Annotated in this window: 20 protein-coding genes; 11 read left to right on the forward strand and 9 right to left on the reverse strand. The window is 53.8% G+C overall.

All coding sequences use genetic code 11. The features are described from left to right. Positions 1-32: 32 nt before the first annotated feature. Positions 33-1,022, forward strand: a complete 990-nt coding sequence (locus tag J2Z18_RS03035; RefSeq protein ID WP_007132438.1) for an alpha/beta hydrolase — start codon at positions 33-35, stop codon at positions 1,020-1,022. 110 nt (positions 1,023-1,132) lie between these two features. On the opposite strand, the gene J2Z18_RS03040 is transcribed toward J2Z18_RS03035, so the two are convergent. Next, positions 1,133-1,438: a hypothetical protein gene (locus tag J2Z18_RS03040; RefSeq protein WP_007132439.1), complete on the reverse strand. Its 306-nt coding sequence runs from the start codon at positions 1,436-1,438 to the stop codon at positions 1,133-1,135. A gap of 186 nt (positions 1,439-1,624) precedes the next feature. Between J2Z18_RS03040 and msrC the strand changes: the two genes are divergently transcribed. Together msrC and J2Z18_RS03050 are read left to right on the forward strand one after the other, a co-directional pair. After that, positions 1,625-2,110: a free L-methionine (R)-S-oxide reductase MsrC gene (gene msrC, locus J2Z18_RS03045; protein ID WP_007132440.1), complete on the forward strand. Its 486-nt coding sequence runs from the start codon at positions 1,625-1,627 to the stop codon at positions 2,108-2,110. A gap of 76 nt (positions 2,111-2,186) precedes the next feature. Continuing rightward, positions 2,187-2,531, forward strand: coding sequence for a hypothetical protein (locus J2Z18_RS03050; protein WP_007132441.1), 345 nt, complete (start codon positions 2,187-2,189; stop codon positions 2,529-2,531). A 116-nt stretch (positions 2,532-2,647) separates the two neighbouring features. On the opposite strand, the gene J2Z18_RS03055 is transcribed toward J2Z18_RS03050, so the two are convergent. From J2Z18_RS03055 to J2Z18_RS03070, 4 genes are all read right to left on the reverse strand, one after another. Next, positions 2,648-3,226: a hypothetical protein gene (locus J2Z18_RS03055; RefSeq protein WP_007132442.1), complete on the reverse strand. Its 579-nt coding sequence runs from the start codon at positions 3,224-3,226 to the stop codon at positions 2,648-2,650. A 281-nt stretch (positions 3,227-3,507) separates the two neighbouring features. Next, the gene (locus J2Z18_RS03060) at positions 3,508-3,705 is read right to left on the reverse strand and encodes a YwbE family protein (protein WP_007132443.1); all 198 of its coding nucleotides are present in this window, start codon (positions 3,703-3,705) and stop codon (positions 3,508-3,510) included. A 209-nt stretch (positions 3,706-3,914) separates the two neighbouring features. Continuing rightward, positions 3,915-4,763 carry a C40 family peptidase gene (locus J2Z18_RS03065; protein WP_007132444.1) on the reverse strand — a complete coding sequence of 283 codons (849 nt, stop codon included), beginning with the start codon at positions 4,761-4,763 and terminating at the stop codon, positions 3,915-3,917. A 346-nt stretch (positions 4,764-5,109) separates the two neighbouring features. Further along, positions 5,110-5,874, reverse strand: coding sequence for a pirin family protein (locus J2Z18_RS03070; protein WP_007132445.1), 765 nt, complete (start codon positions 5,872-5,874; stop codon positions 5,110-5,112). Between the two features lie 241 nt (positions 5,875-6,115). Here J2Z18_RS03070 and J2Z18_RS03075 point away from each other — a divergent pair, with 241 nt between their 5' ends. The 8 genes from J2Z18_RS03075 to J2Z18_RS03110 all read left to right on the forward strand — a co-directional run bounded on the left by J2Z18_RS03075 (position 6,116) and on the right by J2Z18_RS03110 (position 14,682). Beyond that, positions 6,116-6,802, forward strand: a complete 687-nt coding sequence (locus J2Z18_RS03075) for a response regulator transcription factor (protein WP_007132446.1) — start codon at positions 6,116-6,118, stop codon at positions 6,800-6,802. After that, positions 6,799-8,355 (forward strand): sensor histidine kinase, encoded by a 1,557-nt coding sequence (locus J2Z18_RS03080; protein WP_007132447.1) that lies wholly within the window; start codon positions 6,799-6,801, stop codon positions 8,353-8,355. Before J2Z18_RS03075 ends, J2Z18_RS03080 begins: the two co-directional genes overlap by 4 nt. Before the next feature lie 208 nt (positions 8,356-8,563). Further along, positions 8,564-9,265, forward strand: a complete 702-nt coding sequence (locus J2Z18_RS03085; protein WP_007132448.1) for a response regulator transcription factor — start codon at positions 8,564-8,566, stop codon at positions 9,263-9,265. Further along, on the forward strand, positions 9,262-10,257 hold the full coding sequence (locus J2Z18_RS03090; RefSeq protein WP_210094178.1) for a HAMP domain-containing histidine kinase: 996 nt from the start codon (positions 9,262-9,264) through the stop codon (positions 10,255-10,257). The genes J2Z18_RS03085 and J2Z18_RS03090 overlap by 4 nt, the downstream gene beginning before the upstream one ends. A 100-nt stretch (positions 10,258-10,357) precedes the next feature. Further along, positions 10,358-11,128, forward strand: coding sequence for an ABC transporter ATP-binding protein (locus J2Z18_RS03095; protein ID WP_007132450.1), 771 nt, complete (start codon positions 10,358-10,360; stop codon positions 11,126-11,128). Continuing rightward, the gene (locus J2Z18_RS03100) at positions 11,103-13,040 is read left to right on the forward strand and encodes an ABC transporter permease (RefSeq protein WP_007132451.1); all 1,938 of its coding nucleotides are present in this window, start codon (positions 11,103-11,105) and stop codon (positions 13,038-13,040) included. Before J2Z18_RS03095 ends, J2Z18_RS03100 begins: the two co-directional genes overlap by 26 nt. A 55-nt stretch (positions 13,041-13,095) precedes the next feature. Beyond that, the gene (locus tag J2Z18_RS03105) at positions 13,096-13,707 is read left to right on the forward strand and encodes a DedA family protein (protein ID WP_007132452.1); all 612 of its coding nucleotides are present in this window, start codon (positions 13,096-13,098) and stop codon (positions 13,705-13,707) included. A gap of 132 nt (positions 13,708-13,839) precedes the next feature. Then, entirely contained in the window at positions 13,840-14,682 is an 843-nt protein-coding gene (locus J2Z18_RS03110) for an undecaprenyl-diphosphate phosphatase (RefSeq protein WP_007132453.1), read from the forward strand. A gap of 541 nt (positions 14,683-15,223) precedes the next feature. Here the strand turns inward: J2Z18_RS03110 and J2Z18_RS03115 are convergent. From J2Z18_RS03115 to J2Z18_RS03130, 4 genes are all read right to left on the reverse strand, one after another. After that, positions 15,224-15,544, reverse strand: a complete 321-nt coding sequence (locus J2Z18_RS03115; protein ID WP_007132454.1) for a TIR domain-containing protein — start codon at positions 15,542-15,544, stop codon at positions 15,224-15,226. Between the two features lie 123 nt (positions 15,545-15,667). Beyond that, positions 15,668-16,573, reverse strand: a complete 906-nt coding sequence (locus J2Z18_RS03120) for a helix-turn-helix domain-containing protein (RefSeq protein ID WP_007132455.1) — start codon at positions 16,571-16,573, stop codon at positions 15,668-15,670. A 231-nt stretch (positions 16,574-16,804) separates the two neighbouring features. Further along, positions 16,805-17,791 carry a Gfo/Idh/MocA family protein gene (locus J2Z18_RS03125; RefSeq protein WP_007132456.1) on the reverse strand — a complete coding sequence of 329 codons (987 nt, stop codon included), beginning with the start codon at positions 17,789-17,791 and terminating at the stop codon, positions 16,805-16,807. After that, positions 17,788-18,786 carry a Gfo/Idh/MocA family protein gene (locus J2Z18_RS03130; protein WP_007132457.1) on the reverse strand — a complete coding sequence of 333 codons (999 nt, stop codon included), beginning with the start codon at positions 18,784-18,786 and terminating at the stop codon, positions 17,788-17,790. The genes J2Z18_RS03125 and J2Z18_RS03130 overlap by 4 nt, the downstream gene beginning before the upstream one ends. Positions 18,787-18,856 lie beyond the last annotated feature (70 nt).

The following is an 18,856-nucleotide window of genomic DNA, read 5'->3' on the forward strand; positions in this document are numbered from 1 at the left end:
CATCAGCATAGAACAGAGGAGGGATATTCGATATGTATATTACTTTAGTCGTTCTGATCGTTGTTGCTCTTATCGCCGCAGCCATCACGGAGATCGGATATCTCCAAATCACGCGGATGAAAGTCAAAAATGACCTGAAGCTGTTCACCGTCCTTGAGCAGGCGGGATTGTACACGCGTGAAAAGTATGATTCGCTGAGCAAACAAGAGGTGAACATAACCAGCTTTGACGGGTTGAAGCTGTGCGGCGCATCCATCGAAGCGAATCCCGGCTCTAAGCACTGGATGCTCATCGTTCACGGGTATACCGGTTCCCGGGCGGTATCCACCCAGTTTATCGATATGTTCACGGAGGAAGGCTACAATGTGCTGCTGATTGATCAGCGCCGGCACGGCCTCAGCGAAGGCCGATACACGACGTATGGATATTATGAAAAATACGATATCCAGGCATGGATTCGCTGGCTTACCTCACAATACGGGAAGGATATAGCCGTTGGACTGCATGGGCAATCCCTTGGCGGAGGCACCGTACTGGAATATTTATCGATTGCGGATCCGCAAGTGAAGCTTGTCATAGCGGATTGTCCCTATTCCGACCTGACGGACCTCATCCGCCATCAGCTGTCCTCGCTTAATAAAATCCCGGCCAGACCTTTCCTATCCTGGGTCGATGCCCGAATACGGCGGAAAGCCGGCTTTAGCCTAAATCAGGTCAGCCCGATTCGCGCAGTGCGGGAAAGCACGCTGCCCGTCATGTTTATCCATGGGGCGAAGGACAATTACGTGCCAACCCGGATGAGTCTTGAAATGTATGAGGCGAAGCCTGAGCCGAAGAAGCTGCTGCTTGTCGAAGGAGCTATTCATGCCAATGCCTATCATATTGACCCGAAAGGCTACAGAGACGGAGTCCAATCGTTTCTGCGGGAGTATATGGGTCAACCCCAGGCCAGCCCGCAGCCCCGGCTGCAGCAAGCAGAAATGAGCGCCGTACCGATGGACCGTTCGCTTGAAAGCGTGTAGACATCTTGAATTACGGAGCATGCAATCAAAAAAGCAGCCCCGCGTCGGCCAAGGCCTGACCATCATCCAGGGCTGCTTTCATGTTTTTATCGAAAATGGGGAGCCGTCCGTTAAGCCATGGTGTCCGCTTTCTTCGCGTTGACCGGCTTCAGCACCTCGTTGCAGAGCTCCTTCAGCTTGCTCTGAAGCTCTTTGAATTCTTCGATGCCAGCCCCCGTCAGACTATATGCATCCCCATGAGCCGTCAGGAAATTTTCCTGCGTCAAGCGTTCAAGCTCATTCTTGACCTCCCGGTCACCAACCTTATACCCGTGGCGTTCGAGCTCGGGCTGCATTTCGCTGACGGTAAGGTCCCGTTCGTGAGCGTGATATAGCATGTGAATACCGATAAACAAATTTTGTACGTCTGCACGCATTCTGATCCTCTCCTCCTTGACATTAGGTTGGCACCTATTCTGTCATTCATTACCCCTCGGAAGGTGCAGGGAATCAGCGGATTCTGATCGATACGGCCCGGACCGGATGCCAATGCTTGACGAATATCTTATACTTATACTATCGTGAGTGAACGATAACATGATTAAGGAAGGACGGGGAACACGATGTTTCAAAATACGCCATACGAGGGTACCCGGAGCGAGCAGTACGCCCAGGTCCTTCAACAATTGAAGGCATTGATTCATGACGAGCCCAATGCGATTGCCAATCTCTCAAACGCCTCGGCCTTGCTGAAGCATTTTTTAACAGATACCAATTGGGTCGGCTTCTACCTCTATGACGGCAAGGAGCTGGTGCTCGGTCCCTTCCAGGGTCTGCCGGCCTGCATCCGGATTCCGATGGGCCGCGGCGTATGCGGAACCGCCGCTGCCAAGCAATCCACCGTCCTGGTAGAGGATGTGCATGCATTCCCGGGACATATTGCGTGCGATGCCGCATCCAACAGCGAAATTGTCGTTCCGATCGTCGTTGACGGAGCGCTTTACGGCGTTCTGGATATCGACAGTCCGCTGAAGGGAAGATTCGATCAAGAGGATCAGCAGTTCCTGGAGGAATTCGTCCACATATTGGAAGGCTCTCTATCCCTGTAGACCGGATGTTTCCCCGTGTTGTTCCGCACAATAATCAAGGGTTCATACCTACAAACTCTTGAGGAGGAATACGCGCATGTATTCAACGAACAACACGCAAATTTCGCAGCAAATCCGCCAGTGTGAGCAGTTGCTGCAGCAGCTGACGCAGCAAACGCAGCAAGCTTCCGCCATGTACCAGCAGATGATGCAGCAGGAGCAGCAGAACGCCGCCAGACTGGAAGAGCTTGCACAACGCGAGCGTCAAGCAACGCAAATGATCCAGTCCGCGCTGCAAGGGCACCAGACAGCGATTCAGCAGTTCCAGCAAATCTCTCAGCTGGTGAAGCAAGTGGAATATTCGGCGCGGGCTAATCAAGCCCAGCATATCCAGCCTACCTTCGGCCAAGGCTTCCCGAATACACATCAAGGCTTCCAATAAGCCTTTATTACGAGACAAATAAGGGGCTCCCTCAAGGTTCTTCTCAACCCGGGAGCCCCTTATTTTAAGTCTAGACTTCGATATAACCTTCTTCCGGTCCACCCCCGCCGCCTTGCTTACGGGCTTACCTCAAATTCAATCTCCGCCTGAATCTTGTACTTTTCGGGTTCTTCGCCCGTCTCTCCTTCGGCCGGGTGAATCACGAAATCAGCCGAGCCATACACGACATAACGTCCCTCGGGAAATCCATCCTTCAAGGAACGTATGAAATTTTGATAATCCTTCGTATCCTGTTCGCTATAACCTCCGCTGCCTGTATAATCCTCCCGCAACAGCTCCCCCTTCTTCAGGGTCGTTGTAATGTACGGCTCGTTCATCATATAGTCAATGCTGTAATTTCGGGTCAGCTCCTTTATCGGAAAATAGAAAGGAGAGGCGGCATGGCCAATGGTAATCTCATCCTGTTCCCCGACATATTCAAGCTCTGCATAAATCTTTAGCTTCTCTCCTTGACCGTAACGCTCGCTTTCGCTGACCAGTCGGTAGACGAAATCCCCTTCCTTCATTTCGGTACGGCTGGGCCGGACTGCTTGATCTGAGGCAGGCTCAGGCTTGGCAGGCGCAGGTTCTCCTTTCTGGGCGCATCCCGTTATAAATAGCATCACAATAGCCGCAGCTATCAGGTATTTTCGCATATTTGATCACCTCAACCTCCAGACGGCCGAAGCGGGAACAATGTTGCATGCTCAATTAAAAAAAACCGTTTTTGGAAATCCCTCCCACATGGAGGAGCTCCAATAACGGCTTCCAAACTTAGCTTCACATGACCATATCGTGAACTCTATGAGGGACTTTCAAGGACTTTCAAGCGGCAACGCGGGCCTGCACCAAAAACCGGACCACGAATGGCCATCATCGGTAAGACGCTGTGCATCATCGATTTAAAGAATCTTTCTCGGCCCATGGGCCGAGGCGTTTACGGCTCGTAGATATGTTTAACGCGCCCGACTTGTCCATCCTGCAGCCGAACCTTGATGCCGTGCGGGTGGCTGGGAGAATTGGTCAATATGTCCTTAACCACGCCGCGTGTAAGCTTCCCTGTTCGCTGATCCTGCTTCAATACGATATCCACCTCAAGTCCCGGCTTGATGTTGGAACGCTGTCCGCCATTCATTTTCTGATCACTCCTGTTCATGTGGTGTATAGCCTCTGATGCAATGAAAGTTATGTACACCATACTGAATACGGCTTTCAATTGCAAATACCCGTCTTATGCCTTCCCTACGCACAGCAGGGCCGCCCCTTCTTGGATACGAACATCCATTCAAGGAACGGCCCTATTGTCAGACACATATGATAAAGATATGACGATTCATATTGGTGTTACAGTACGCTGCCGCCATAGAGGAAGCGGTTCTTCCAGGAACTGCTGAACTCGCCTACCAGGACGCCTCCGGATTTTTTGGAGTACGTATGCAGCAGCTTGTTATCGCCTAAGTAAATCGCTACGTGCGTAATTCGCTGAGTTGCTTTATTTACACCGGCATACGCGGATACCGAAGAGCCTCTGTAGCTCATAAAGAACACGAGGTCGCCCCGCTTCAATTGGCTGATGTTGTATACATCGGTTCCTTTATCCTTGATCCATTGGCCTTGAGTCCGGGAGTTGCCCGGGAGTGTAATGCCGGCTCCGTCCATATATGCGCGGCGGACGAATGCCGAGCAGTCAAAGGTCTTGGTTGAGCTGCGGTTGGAGCCGAATTCGTATGGTGTACCCAGGTACTTCATGCCTGCGCTGATGACTTTTTCAACACTGGCATTGGCGGACGGCTTGGCAGCGCTTTCCGAACCGCTTCCGGAATTGGAGTTTGAGGAGCCGCTTTTCTGGGTAATGAACTTGGAAGAAGCATACCCTTGTTTGCCGTCCGAATTTTTAATTTTATACCATCCCGAGCTGACACCCAGAATTTGAACGCTGTCGCCTTTATAGACACGGTCAAGCACTTTGCCCGACGTCGAAGGCTGGCTGCGCATATATACATTCGCATTCGCTACGCCGCTAGCTGCAGACTGCACGCTTGCAGCAGCAACCTCATTCACAGACCCATATCCGTAAGAACCAAGAACAGCTGCTGACAGTAGTGCTCCGGCCATCAATCTTTTAACACTTGTTTTCGAGAAAATATGAATCTCCCCCGTCTCGTTTGATTTTAGGAATGACGAAATTGTCATATTTCGTGATCCCGCAATCATTATAGACAGGCTATGTCTCGGGACGCATGCAACTATTTTCATAAAACAGCATGCCAAGTATTGGTAAAGAGGAGGACTTTAGTCGCTTTTTAGACCTGTATTTTGAATAAATAACACATATTTGAAGAAATAAATGCCAAAATAACCCATGCACCGGAAGCGTCACTAACGTTTCTTCGGTATGATGGGTCTTTATTCTTACGGTAGTATTCGAATGCGGAAGGGATAAAATCAGAGCTTGTCCGATCGTTTTCCTATCAGACAAACTCTAGTTTATCGCACGACTTATATCTTATTCCACTACAATTTTGTAATCTTTAGGGCTTTATGGCCTCTTGGCGTACAGCCGGTATCCAGGATCTTCCGGCACATCGATAAGAATCATGCGCAGATTGTCCTGAGCCTTAAGGGTCAGCCATTCTCCCTCCTCTGATTTCATGACTACAAAGTCCCGATGATGGAAAACCAGCTCGTCCTCTCCTGAATTGAATTTGCCCTTCCCCCGAACCGTCAATGCGGCAGCATACCTTCCGGGCTTCAATTCATACTTGGCTTCATGTCCGGCTAAAATCTGAATATCCAGCATCCTTGCATCCACCGATACGTCGACCGGGGAACCGCTGCCAATTAACGTCGTCACCGAGCCCCCCTGAATTCGATTCACCGGAAACACGTCCTGCCGATACTGCCGGCTGGCCGGATTCTGCTTCAGCGAATCGCGCAGATAAGGCTCAAGCCAAATTTGAAAGCCTTCCGCATCCGGTCCGGTATAATGCTCCTCATGCTTCAGCCCCGAGCCCGCTCTCATCAGCTGCAGGCCTCCGGCTCCCGTTTCGCCGCGCAGGCCTTGCGAATCCTGATGCACCGCAGTGCCCTGTATCATATACGTTACGATTTCAAATCCTTGATGAGGATGTTCTCCCACAGTGCCTTCGATAGGCGAACGAAACCAAGACCAGTAGAATATCGGCCCGACACGATTCACGGCTGACCCTTCCCCTGAGAGGCCGATCGGCTTCAGCTCGGCAATTCTTCCTCCGTCTAAAGAGCCTTTCCCATAGTTCTCCGGCATATATACTTTGCCTATCATGTTCAGTCTCCCCCTTTAACCTATCCCGCAAATTCCCTATGAACAGGTGACTTGCCCAGATCATCTCGACTTCAAGATAGCATCGCTGATAACAGATTATATATCAACATCCTATTTTTCCCTGTCTCCGTTTTAATGCAGCAGTCGATTTTTTAGTTTTTTTTCAGGTTAGGTTCAGCTCGGCTTCAGTTAGACTACTTATGATAGGCTTTAGCTAACAGATAGGGGAGCGCTGTAAGAGATGGAATCATTCAACGGAATTCGCGTATTGCTCGTCGATGACGAGCCGCATATCCTGCAATTTTTGGAGCTCGGATTACGCAATGAGGGCTTTGATGTAAAGACGGCGTTTGACGGGGAAAGCGCGCTGGCGGCCGTGCACAGCTATCAGCCGCATGTCATTATTCTTGATGTCATGATGCCCGGAACCGACGGTCTAACGGTGTGCCGCAGGTTAAAGGAGGAAGAAGCGGACATTGCGATCATCATGCTGACGGCGAAGGATGAAATCGATGACCGCGTCAAAGGACTCTTGATCGGGGCCGATGATTATATGGCCAAACCGTTCAGCTTCGAGGAGCTGCTTGCCCGCATCCAGGCGCGGCTTCGCAATCAGTTCCCCAGCCTGCTCGGAGAAATTCGGCTGGGGCCGTTTGTCATTGACGATCGCAAGAAGGAAATCGCTTTTCGCGGAGAGGCCCTCGGGCTGTCGCCTACGGAATATAAGCTGCTGAAGCTGCTTGTAACCAAGCACGGCACCGTGCTTAGCAAGACGAATATTTTGAATATCATATGGAACTATGATTTCGGCGGAGAGGATAATATCGTGGAAGTGTACATCCGATCGCTGCGTGAGAAGCTGGGGGACAAGGAGCATCGCATCATCCGGACCCTGCGCGGGGCGGGATACCGCGTGGACCTGCCATGAGCCAGCAAACCAAGCGACGGCTGCGGCTCAAAGGGCCTAGTTCGCTGCGCATGCAGCTGCTGTCCAGATCCCTCATTGTCCTCGCGGTGCTGCTGATTCTGATCGGCATGCTGCAATATGTCTGGATGAAGAACGCCATGCTGCAGAACCAGGCGGAAGCGCTGGCCCTGCAGCTTCGCTCGATCCCAAGGGAGCTGTGGGATCCGGATCTTGGGAACGCCGCCCGGCACGCGATGCCCCGCCCCGGCACGGACAATACGGCGGACGAAACGACGGACGAATCGAACGGTTCGGCGGGGAATGCAGGCAAGGGATGGACAACTCCCCCGCGTTCGGAAAGACCTCTGATGTTTCTGCCGAACATGTCCCTTGCCCGGATCGAAACGAACGGCAGCCATACCGATCTGTCCTCGGACAGCAGCGGACGGACCGCTCCCAAGCTATCGTCCGATACCTACAGTCAAATCCTTCAGGAGTTCCAGGAGCACCGGCCCGTGAAATACAAGGTTGTCGACGATGCCGATGGCAACGAGCAGCTGATCGTATTCCGGCCGCTGGGAACTCCGGGATCCCCCACCGGCCTGCTTCAGCTCGGGATCGATACGGACGCGCTGCATGCCGTGCTGATGCGGCAGCTGGTCATCTTCGCTCTGCTTGCCTTTCTCGCGATGGCGGGGGGCGTGGCGCTGTATCTGCCTCTCCTTCGCCGGACGCTCCTGCCCCTGAACCGGATCGTGGATACGGTTAAGCGCACCGATGCCGGGAATCTGGCGGAACGGTTTCCGGCAGCCCAAGGCCAGCAGGAAATCGACCGTCTGGCCGAGTCGTTCAACGGCATGCTCGAACGGCTGGAGCATGCTTTCGAAGCCGAACGGGAGGCGAAAGAGCACATGCGGCGGTTTGTTGCCGATGCTTCGCATGAGCTGCGAACGCCGCTTACCTCCATTCACGGCTTCCTGGAAGTATTGCTGCGCGGGGCGGCCGATCACCCGGAACAGCTGCATGCGGCGCTCTCCAGCATGCATGGGGAATCCCGGCGAATGAAGAAGCTGGTCGAGGATCTGCTGCTGCTGGCCAAGCTTGACCAGAGGCCAAAGCTTCAGGTTCAGCACGCAAGACTGGATCTGCTGCTCCGCGAAATGGAGCCGCATTTGCGAATGCTCGCCCAGAACAGAGCCGTAGCGTTTCAGCCCCTTCCTGTCCAAGGCCGCTGCGACCCCGACAAGCTGAAGCAGGTCATCTACAACCTCTTTCAAAACGCGGTCCAGCACACCGACCCAATCGATGGCGCTATTACCGTAGCCTTGAAGCAGCAAGGAGATCACGCCGTGCTCATCGTAAGCGACAACGGGCCCGGCATTCCGGAGGAGCATCTTCCCCATCTGTTCGAGCGCTTTTACCGCATTGATCGTTCAAGAGCCCGCATCCAGGGCGGGGCCGGACTCGGACTGGCCATTGCCCATTCCATCATGACTGCGCACGGCGGCAGCTTGTCCGTCGCCAGCACCCTCGGTGAGGGAACTGCGTTTCGCGCGGAATGGCCGGCGGAATAGGGACCGAAGCGAGAGAATCTCCATCGTTCTTCGTATTTGCGCTCGTGAGGCCTGGTGGCCATACTTCGAGCCTGCATAGGGGCTGTCTTCAGGGTTTTTCATTTCCAAAAAATCCGGTTGGACAGTCCCTTTGCTTTTCCCTGTAACCTGACAATTTGGTACAATAACAGACGTTAGTACAATGTCAATTGAAGGGAATTTTATCGATATGTTCAAAATCTTGATTGTTGAGGACGACACCCGTCTCGTCAGCCTGCTGAAAGAGCATCTTCATAAATTCGGATATACGACCCAGTCCGTGGATGATTTCGAAACGGTCCGCGATCAATTCGAGGACTTCGATCCCCATCTCGTGCTGCTGGATATCAATCTGCCCAAGTACGACGGTTATTACTGGTGCCGTCAGTTCCGCAGCCTCTCCACCTGCCCGATTATTTTCATTTCGGCCCGCGACGGCAAGATGGACCAAGTGATGGCGCTTGAAAACGGTGCGGACGATTACATTACCAAGCCGTTCGATTACGAGATCGCCATGGCCAAGATCAAGAGCCAGCTTCGCCGCGCCTACGGCTCCTACGCCGCCGGGCACAACGAACGGACGCTGTCCGTTTCTGGCCTTACGCTGGACGTCGAGCGTCTCTCCCTGTCGCTGGATCAGGCTCATACCGAGCTCAGCCATACGGAGGCTAAAATTTTGGACGAGCTGATGAAGAAGCCCGAGCAGGTTGTCAGCCGTGACCGCCTGCTTGAGAAAATCTGGGATGACCAGGCCTTCGTTGATGATAATACGCTAAATGTGTACATCACCCGTGTTCGCAAAAAACTGGCGGCGCTTGGCATCCAAGAAGGACTCCAAACCGTACGCGGGCGCGGCTATCGCCTCATACCGAACTGGAGGGATGACGCATGAGACTGTTCCTGCAAGAGCAGCGCCCTTTAATCGTCGTCTACATCGCCCAGCTGCTGCTCGTATCGCTTATCTACCGGCTGGACGGCTACCGCAACGGCAAGGTCGTCCTGTACGCCTACATGATCAGCCTCCTATTGCTGCTGGGCTATTTGGCATTCCGCTATATCGCCAACCACTCCTTCTACCGCCGGCTTGCCCAGCCGATCGCGGGCGAAGCCGTTACCGGCGAATCCTCGGCCGAATCCTCCCATACGCCGCTTGCCGAAGCCCTGCAGCAGCTTCTGCGCAGCCAATTCCGCCAGTACTCGACCGAACTGCACAACTATAAGCATAAAATCGAGGGACATCTCCACTTTATCAACCAGTGGGCTCATCAGATGAAAACACCGATCTCGGTCATCCACCTGATCCTTCAGGACGATGACGACCCGCGCTTCGCCGCCATCGGCGACGAGCTCGACCGGCTCAAAAAAGGCCTCGACCTTGTCTTATATACTGCAAGGCTCGATACCTTCGAGCATGATTTCTATGTTGAGCAGCTGCCGCTGGAGCAGGTCGTCCGCGGGGTAACCTCCGAACAGAAACGGCTGTTCATCCGGCGCCGAATCTATCCCGCCGTACGGATCGAGAGCGGCTTGACGGCCGCCTCGGACGAGAAGTGGCTGTCCTTCGTGCTCACGCAGATTTTGACGAACGCGGTTCGGTATACGCTAAAGGAGCAAGGCACGGTCCATCTGACCGGCTATGCGCGAGGTGAGCAGGCCGTGCTGGAAATCCGGGACGAAGGCATAGGCATTCCCGCAAGCGACTTGCCGCGCGTCTTTGACCCTTACTTCACCGGAGAGAACGGCCGCCGGTTCCAGGAGTCGACAGGCATGGGGCTTTATCTTGTGAAACAGATACTGGACAAGCTCGGTCATGCTTTGGAGATTGAATCCAAGGTGGGTGAGGGCACCACGGTCCGCATTATTTTTGAACGTTCCGTTTGCTAAAAAAACCTTACAAGGTTGTAAGGAAACTGTAAGTTACGGACATGGCGGAGCCGGATGCAGGTATTTTACAATGATAGCAACGTACACAAGGAGTGAAGTTATGCCGATCCTTAGCGTCAAGCACCTATCCAAAATCTACGAAGGCAAAGTGGCGTTCCAAGCGCTGAACAACATTCACTTCGCGGTTGAAAAAGGAGAGTTCGTCGGGATCATGGGCCCATCCGGCAGCGGCAAAACGACGCTGCTGAACCTGATCGCCACCATCGATCAGCCGACGGCGGGCGAGGTCATCATCGGCGGACGCAATCCCCATCTGCTGAACCGGACCGAGATGGCACTGTTCCGGCGCCGGGAGCTGGGCTTCGTGTTCCAGCATTTCAACCTGCTCGATACGTTGACAGTCGAGGAAAATATCGTGCTGCCGCTAACCATGGAGGGGATGCCTTTAGTTGAAATGGAAGCTAAACTGAAACGAATCTGCGGTCAGCTCGCTATCGAGCCTATCCTGCACAAGCGCACCTATGAAATATCCGGGGGGCAGATGCAGCGGACCGCCATTGCCCGGGCGCTCATTCAAAAGCCGTCCCTCATCCTGGCCGACGAGCCGACAGGGAATCTGGATTCCAAGGCATCCAAGGACGTCATGCAGACCTTGTCCGCCGCCAGCCGGGAGGCTTCCGCCACCGTGCTGATGGTGACGCACGACCCGGTTGCCGCCAGCTATTGCGACCGCGTCTTGTTCATCAAGGACGGGCAATTATATAATGAAATGTATTGCGGCGACAACCGCCAGGCTTTTTTCCAGAAAATTATCGATATGCTCGCCCTGCTGGGAGGAGGAAGCCATGACCTTTCGACAATTCGCTTTTAGAAATGTCTTGAGGAATAAACGGACGTATGCAGCCTACTTCCTGAGCAGTGCATTTTCGGTCATGATTTTCTTTGTGTGCTCCCTGTTTTTGTTTCATCCGGAGCTTTCTCGGCAAATGTTCTATCCGGTTGTTATTCAGGCCATGGTTGGCGCCGAGCTGATCATGTACGTGTTCTCGTTCTTCTTCGTGCTGTATTCAGTGGGGGCGTTTTTGAAGACGCGAAAGCGCGAGTTCGGCATTTTGTTCATGCACGGCATGACTGACCGCCAATTCAACCAGATGGTGTTCCTGGAAAATATGATCATCGGCATCAGCGCCATTGCGACCGGGATCTTGTCCGGCATCATCACCGGCAAGCTGTTCCTCATGGCCGGCTCGGCTTTTCTCGGGGTGCCTCCCCTGCCGTTTCGCCTGTCGCTGCGGGCGCTGGGGCTGACCATCGCCAGCTATGTGCTGCTGTTCATCGTGATTTCAATGTTCACCTCCAGGCTCATGCGGCCCAAGGCGCTCATCGACCTGTTCCAATCCGGGCAGCGTCCGAAGACAGCTCCGAAGACGTCGCCCTGGCTGTCCGTTCTCGCAGCCGTGCTGCTGATCGTCAGCTACACGCTGGCGGCCACGACCACGGCGTCTACGCTTGCTCTGCGGATGTTTCCGGTAACCTTGATGACGATGCTCGGCACCTACCTGTTCTATTCGCAGCTTGGCGTAGCTCTGGTGCGGCGAATGAAGAACAGCCGCCGATTTACCTGGAAACGGACCAAGCTGATCCTGCTGTCCAGCCTGCACTACAGGCTGAAGGACAATGCACAGATGTTTGCCATGGTCACCATCGTGCTGGCCGTCTCATTCTGCTCGGTCGGCGTGTTCGCCTCCATCCCGGTGCTCACCAAGCAATTTAACGAGGATTTCCCTGCCGCCATCGGCTACATCGCCAAGGAAGGAAACACCGCCGAGAGGGAGCATCTTCAGACCATCCGGCAGGAGCTGGATGAACGTAAAATACCGTTTGAAACGTTGTCGTTTCACGTTAAATATACCGAAGCCAATCCCGATTCTTCCCGGTCGGAGGTCCCGCTCACCCTGCTGTCCTTCTCCGACTACAAGGAGGCTGTCCTGATGGCCGGACTGCCGTTTAACGAGCCTCCGCTGGAGGCTGACGCTGCCCTTGTCCTTGTCGCATCGCAGAACGACCGGGCCTATATCCGGACCCGGCACCATGTATCGTACCAGATTCCGGATACGGATATCCGGCTGCGCGAGGTCGGGTATTCGGAGCATGCCGGCGTCCCGGAATATTTGCTTCCGAAGCTGGATGGAGACGACCGCTTTGGCGGTCTGGTCATCAGCGATGACATGTTTGAGCGCATCCCTCCTTCCCGGACAGAACGGTACACCGGCTTTTACATCGAGGATTTCCGGCAGACGGAGGGCGTCGCATCCCAGCTTGCGCCCAGAGGGGCCGTCCGTTATGAAATGAACCGTCCTTACGCGCTTACCGTAAGCGGAACCCTCTTCGCCCTGCGCGATAGCCTGTACAATATGCTGCTTTTTGCCGCTTTGCTCGTCGGAACCGTATTTTTTATCGCTGCCGGCAGCTTCCTGTATTTCCGCCTGTATGCCGATCTTGACTATGACCGCAGGCATTATGCCACCATCTCGCGGCTTGGCATGACGGACAGGGAGTTTCGTCGAATCGTCACCGGACAGCTGGCTCTGCTCTTTTTCGTTCCGATCGGACTTGCGATCACGCACAGCATCTTTGCGTTCATCGCGCTGCAAAGCTATTTCTATCTGTCCATTGCGGCCGAAATGGGTATCGTGCTGCTGAGCTTCCTCATGATGCAGATCCTGTACTTCTACTTCATTCGAAGCCAGTATTTGCGCAAGCTGAAGCAGACCCTGATCTAAGAGGACCAGCGATCGACGCTCCCAGGCCTTTAACTATGTGAAAGAGGTGTAACTTTTGGAAAACTGGATTACGGATATTATGGAGCAATTCGGCTATGTCGGGATCTTCCTGATGATTGCCCTGGAAAACGTGTTTCCTCCGATTCCGTCCGAGGTGATCCTCACCTTCGGCGGGTTTATGACCACCTATACCAAGCTCAGCGTTCCCGGCGTCATTCTTGCTGCGACCCTCGGCTCCGTCGTCGGGGCCGTCATCCTGTACGGTATCGGCCGCCTGCTGGACGTGGAGCGGCTCGAGAAGATTGTGGATCGGTGGGGACATATTCTCCGTGTGAAAAAAGAAGATATCCGCAAAGCGGATGCATGGTTCGATAAATACGGCTACTGGACGGTGCTCTTCTGCCGCATGATTCCGCTGATCCGGAGCCTGATTTCCATCCCGGCGGGCATGTCCAACATGAAATTCGGCATGTTCCTCCTCTTCACCACGATCGGCACCTTGATCTGGAACGTCATTCTGGTCTCGGTCGGCGCCGCGCTTGGCGAATCCTGGGAAGATATCGTCGCCTTCATGGACGTATACTCCAATATCGCTTATGCTGTAATAGCTGTGGCCGTTATCGCATTCCTGATTATCTTTTTCCGCAAGCGGAGAAAATCCGCTTAATCGCATCATGTGAACAATTATGGTACGTGAGGTCCGCGTGACCGGTCGACCTCCGGCTTCTTCATGCGATAAATCATTAACGGCGCTGCATTTTTACATTTTTATTTTTTAGTAAGGGAGAGACTGTAGGTCATGGATTTTATAACTATCCTCAAAGCAATCATTCTGGGAATCGTCGAGGGACTGACCGAGTTCGCTCCCGTTTCCTCTACCGGCCATATGATCATCGTGGACGACATGTGGCTGAAATCCGAAGAGTTTCTTACGAAATACGTAGCCAACACCTTTAAGGTCGTCATTCAGCTTGGCTCGATCCTCGCGGTCGTTGTCGTGTTTAAAGATCGCTTTCTTGATCTTCTCGGCCTGAAGCGCAAAAAGCCCGAAGCCGGCGCTCCCGCCGGTACCGGCCGCCTGAAGCTGAGCCAAGTGATCGTCGGCTTGATTCCGGCGGGCGTGCTGGGCGTATTGTTCGAGGACTTCATCGACGAGCATCTGTTCTCGACGGAAACGGTGCTGATCGGCCTTGTTCTCGGGGCAATCTTTATGATCCTCGCTGACAAAATGAGTTCGAACAAGGAAGCGAAGGTCGTAACGGTCGATCAAATTACGTACAAGCAGGCTTTCAGTGTCGGCCTGATTCAATGTCTATCGCTCTGGCCGGGCTTCTCCCGTTCAGGCTCCACCATTTCCGGAGGCGTCATGCTCGGCATGAGTCACCGCGCAGCGGCCGACTTCACATTCATCATGGCTGTGCCGATCATGTTCGGGGCAAGCTTGCTGTCCTTGCTGAAAAACTGGGAGTATTTCACGATGGATGCACTGCCGTTCTTCATCGCCGGGTTCTTGGCGGCCTTCGTGTTCGCGCTGATCTCGATCCGCTTCTTCCTGAAGCTGATTAACCGGATCAAGCTGGTGCCGTTTGCGATTTATCGTATTGTGCTGGCAGCGGTTATTGCGCTTGTGCTTTATCTGTAAGAATACGAGAGTATCACGCGCCGGAGACGCTTCGCGTACGTATCGTTCCTGCGATCGCTGTTGTCGACGAATTTCTCGAATTGTCATTGGTATAGGGGAAATCCGTCGACAGCCTATGCTTCCGATGCGAGCTTTCCTTCGGAAAGCTTTCAGGCGAACACTTCGTTTCTACGGAATCGATTCGTCCGCTCCGCTGGTGCGCACAAGAAGAGCTGCAACATCCCGCTGCCTATGTTTGGGGAAATAAAGGAGGGCAAGATTCCATCTCTTGCCCTCCTTTTTGTTATGCTCCGGATTTCGAGAAGTCAAAAAGCTGTAAGCTGCCCTTGAGGGCGGTACGTAAGGGGAGTCCCTTGTTCCTCTTGTTTCTCTTCTCTCACTTGTCTCCGAACTTTCGCTCCGCAAGTCCTCCGCGTCGTATCGTTCCGCCTATAGTATGATCCTCACCCAGGTCCGCTTCCTCTCTCACGCTCCGCCTACCGCCCTGACTGCACTCCTTCGCCCTTCGAGGACCCTTAACGGCTTCAACTATCACTAATCGTCAGCCCTCTAGCAGGATCAGCGGCTCCTTGGAATAGTAGCGCACCGCTTTCCCCTGCGAGCTTGCGTATTCGATCTCGCCCCGGGTGCTCTCTCCGATATAACCGTTCACATCGATGACGTAGATCTCGTCCGACATGTCGATTTTACGGAAGTGCAGCTCCTTAAGCCGCGCCTCCTGCTCCGGCGTGATGTCGATGCCGTCGCTCTGCTCGAAAAAACCGACGCTGAGCACGATATGCCCGCTCAACGTCAGGGCCGCCTCAGCCTCCCGGAATTGAGGCTTGAACCTGGTCGACCCGCATAATGTAATGACTTTCATGGCTGCGCCAACCTTTCTCAACGGTGATTAAGTGCATTTTGTCAGTCCCCAATTTAGCGGTGCCAATGATCAGGTCGCTGGTGCCAATGACCCGGTTCGCTGGCGCCAATGGGCGCAATCGCCCTACTCTTCAAATGACAGGTTGGACGGTTCGTCCAACAGCTCATAATGTACGTCCAAATGAGTGGTTGGGACACTCAGGTCCACTTCTTCGAATCGGAAGCTGTCCACCCATACCTGGCCCGCTCCCATCAGGAGTACGCCGATCGAGATCGTGGCGCTCTCCTCCGGTACATCCAGCACAATGGCGTAATGGTTCCAATTCGTGCTCCCGGTGATGCGGCGATCATTCATGTTATCGAACTGGAGCACGTCCTCGGCGTGGTTGTCGATACGCATCCACAAGCCGCAATACTCGGCGACGTTGTCGGTTTTGACAAAGCCGGAGAATCTCATCCGCTTCCCCCTGTATTTATCGGCTTTGAACTGCTGCATCATCGTGGCGAAAGCGCCGGGATCCATCGGCGTCAGGGCGCGTAAATAACCGGATGCGCTACCTTGGTGCACGACGGTCCGATCGACTCCCATTTCATAATCCTGCGGGTGGCTTCCGCTCAGGAACCAGCCCTTTAGAGCGGATGGATTGTTTGTTTGTTGATTCATGCTATCATCTCCCTTGGCTTGGATTGAGCTTTGCGCGTGGAGCAAGAAGATTTTCCGGTAGCGTCCGGGCGGAATGCCGTACATTTTCTTAAACGCTCGCGTAAAAGACTCCTGGCTCTCAAAGTGGCAGTGCAGCGAAATATCGATGATCGGCGTCTCGGTGTGGAGCAATAGCTGCGCTGCCAAAGCCAGCCGGCGTCTTCTCAAATAGTCCGCAATATTCAAGCCGATCTCTCGCCGGAACAGTCTGTGAAAATGGTGCGGCGAAAATCCGGCATACGAGGCGATATCCGCCAGCGTCAGCGGCTGCTCCAGATGCTGCTCCATATACGCAATGCTTTTTTGGATGATCTGTTTCGTGTTCAAGGCGGGCCCTCCTTTGCCCCTAAGGATAACAAAACGAGCGTCGTCATTTTTGATCTTTTTTGCCAAAAAAGAAAGACCTCTTCAATCAAAGAGGCCTTTCTTCGAATTTTTAGGGTATGCGGTGCGGTATGCAGCTAAAACCCGTTGATTCGCCTATTTGCCACTGAGGCAGTCCCGGAACAGATACCGCTGGAACTTTAGGTTTCTGTACCGGAAGGTGCGGGGAATCCCTTACTTCAGGCGGACCGTTTGTTTCGAGCTTGCCGATTCATACGCCGCCAGTGCCACCCGCGCCGAATAATATCCGTCTTCACCGGAAATCGCAACCGGCTTGCCGTCCCGAATGCTGTCCACGAAGCTGTTAATGAGCCCTTCATCCATATCGTCCCCCCAGAAGCTCCAGGCGGCTTTGCCCGTGATATCGCTGTACACATCGTTCTTCTGGGCGAACGAATCGATGTTAATCACGCCCTTGGTACCGATAATCTCCAGCGTGACATCCCCCCAGGTCGGGAAGGTCCGGTTTCGGGACCAGCTTGGATCAAGAACAGCCACAACGCCGTTTGCAAATTTGACATGGACCATGCCGGCATCGTCAATATCGGTTTCATGAAACAGTGTTTCCGCATGGGCGTACACTTCCTCCGCGACGCTGCCGGTAAACCAGTGCATCAAATCCATTACGTGAACGGTATGGTCCAGCACCGCTCCGCCGCCGGAATGCTCGCGCTCGATAAACCATCCCCCCGGCATGGTGCCCCGGTTGGTTCCCTTCATCGCCAAGATCTCGCCGATCTGACCGGCGTCGATCGCTTCCTTCGCCTGCCGGACCGACGTAATGAACCGGCACGGGAAAGCCGTCATCAGCTGCACGCCGTTGTCCTTGCAGGTCTGAATCATATCCAGCATCTCGGATTCGGACAGCCCGAGCGGCTTTTCGCAGAGAACGTGCTTGCCCGCAGCCGCCGCCCGCTTCGTGATCTCCGCATGACGGGCATTCTCGGAACAGATCACAACGGCGTCCAAATCTTGTGCCAATAGTTCATCGTAATTCGCATAATACGGAATGCCCCGCTCCACCGAGTAAGGGCGTACCCGCTCCGCATTCTCATCGGCAATGCCGACCACCTCAACGTCTTCCCGTTTCTGCATGGAATTCAAATAGCTGACCGCATGCATATGGGCAAAACTGATAAATCCGACTTTAATTTTGTTCATGATGCATTCCCTCCCATAATCACAGGCTGTCCCGTCCGGGCCGAACGCTCTGCCGCCAAAGCGATTTCTACCGCATAGCAGGCATCCGCCGCGCTGACCCTAGGTTCGCTGCCGTCTTGAATGCACTTGATGAAATGCTGCACCTCATCATAATACGGATCGTGGAGGCTGGGGCTTGAAGGAATCTGAACGGCTGCCTGTTCTCCCGACGGTCCGGCGGCAAGCTTGATATCCAGCGACTGCACCTGATTGCTGTCAAACCGGATGATCCCCTGGTCTCCCGCAATTTCAAACTGGGTTGTAAACGGTCCGGGATAACCCCAGTATCCGGTTAGGTTCGCAATTGCGCTGCTTTTGAATCGAAGCGTGACCTGAGCATATTCCATCTCAGGCTCTTCCCGTTTGATCACGGAAGCGAAGACGGACTCTACTTCGCCGAACAGCCAGCAGGCAAAATCAATATCATGAATCATTAAATCCAGAATGACGCCGCCGCTTTGATCATGATTGCTGTACCAGCCGTCCATTCCCTTCGGATAGGAGCCGTATCGCTTGAAGTGGGCCATCTTCGCCGTTCCGATCACGCCCGAGTGCGCTTGACGGTAAGCATTTGCATAATTCGGGAAGAAGCGCACGACATGCCCGATGAATAACCGGACGCCGTGCTTCTCGCATGCAGCCTTCATTTCAAGCGCATCCTCTAGCGTGAGCGCTGCAGGTTTTTCGCAGATGATATGGAGTCCCTTCTCCGCCAGCTTCAGGACAAACGGTTTATGCAGATAGGTCGGCAAGCAAATCGCAACCGTTTCCAACTCTTCCTGCTGAAGGAGCGTATCGACATCCGTATATGCCTTCGCACCGGACACGGCTGCAGCCTTCTCCGCCCGCCCGGCGTTAATGTCTACAACACCCGTAACCTTGACTCCAGGCATGGCTGCAAGATTGCCCGCGTAAGCCATTCCCATCGTTCCACAGCCTATGATCGCTATGTTCACGTTAAATTACCTCCATTATCCTTGAATGATGATCTCCTCGCACCGTTTTTTTGTTGGTGGCCAGGACGGT

It is taken from the genome of Paenibacillus lactis (genome assembly GCF_017873605.1).
GTDB lineage: Bacteria > Bacillota > Bacilli > Paenibacillales > Paenibacillaceae > Paenibacillus_AQ > Paenibacillus_AQ lactis.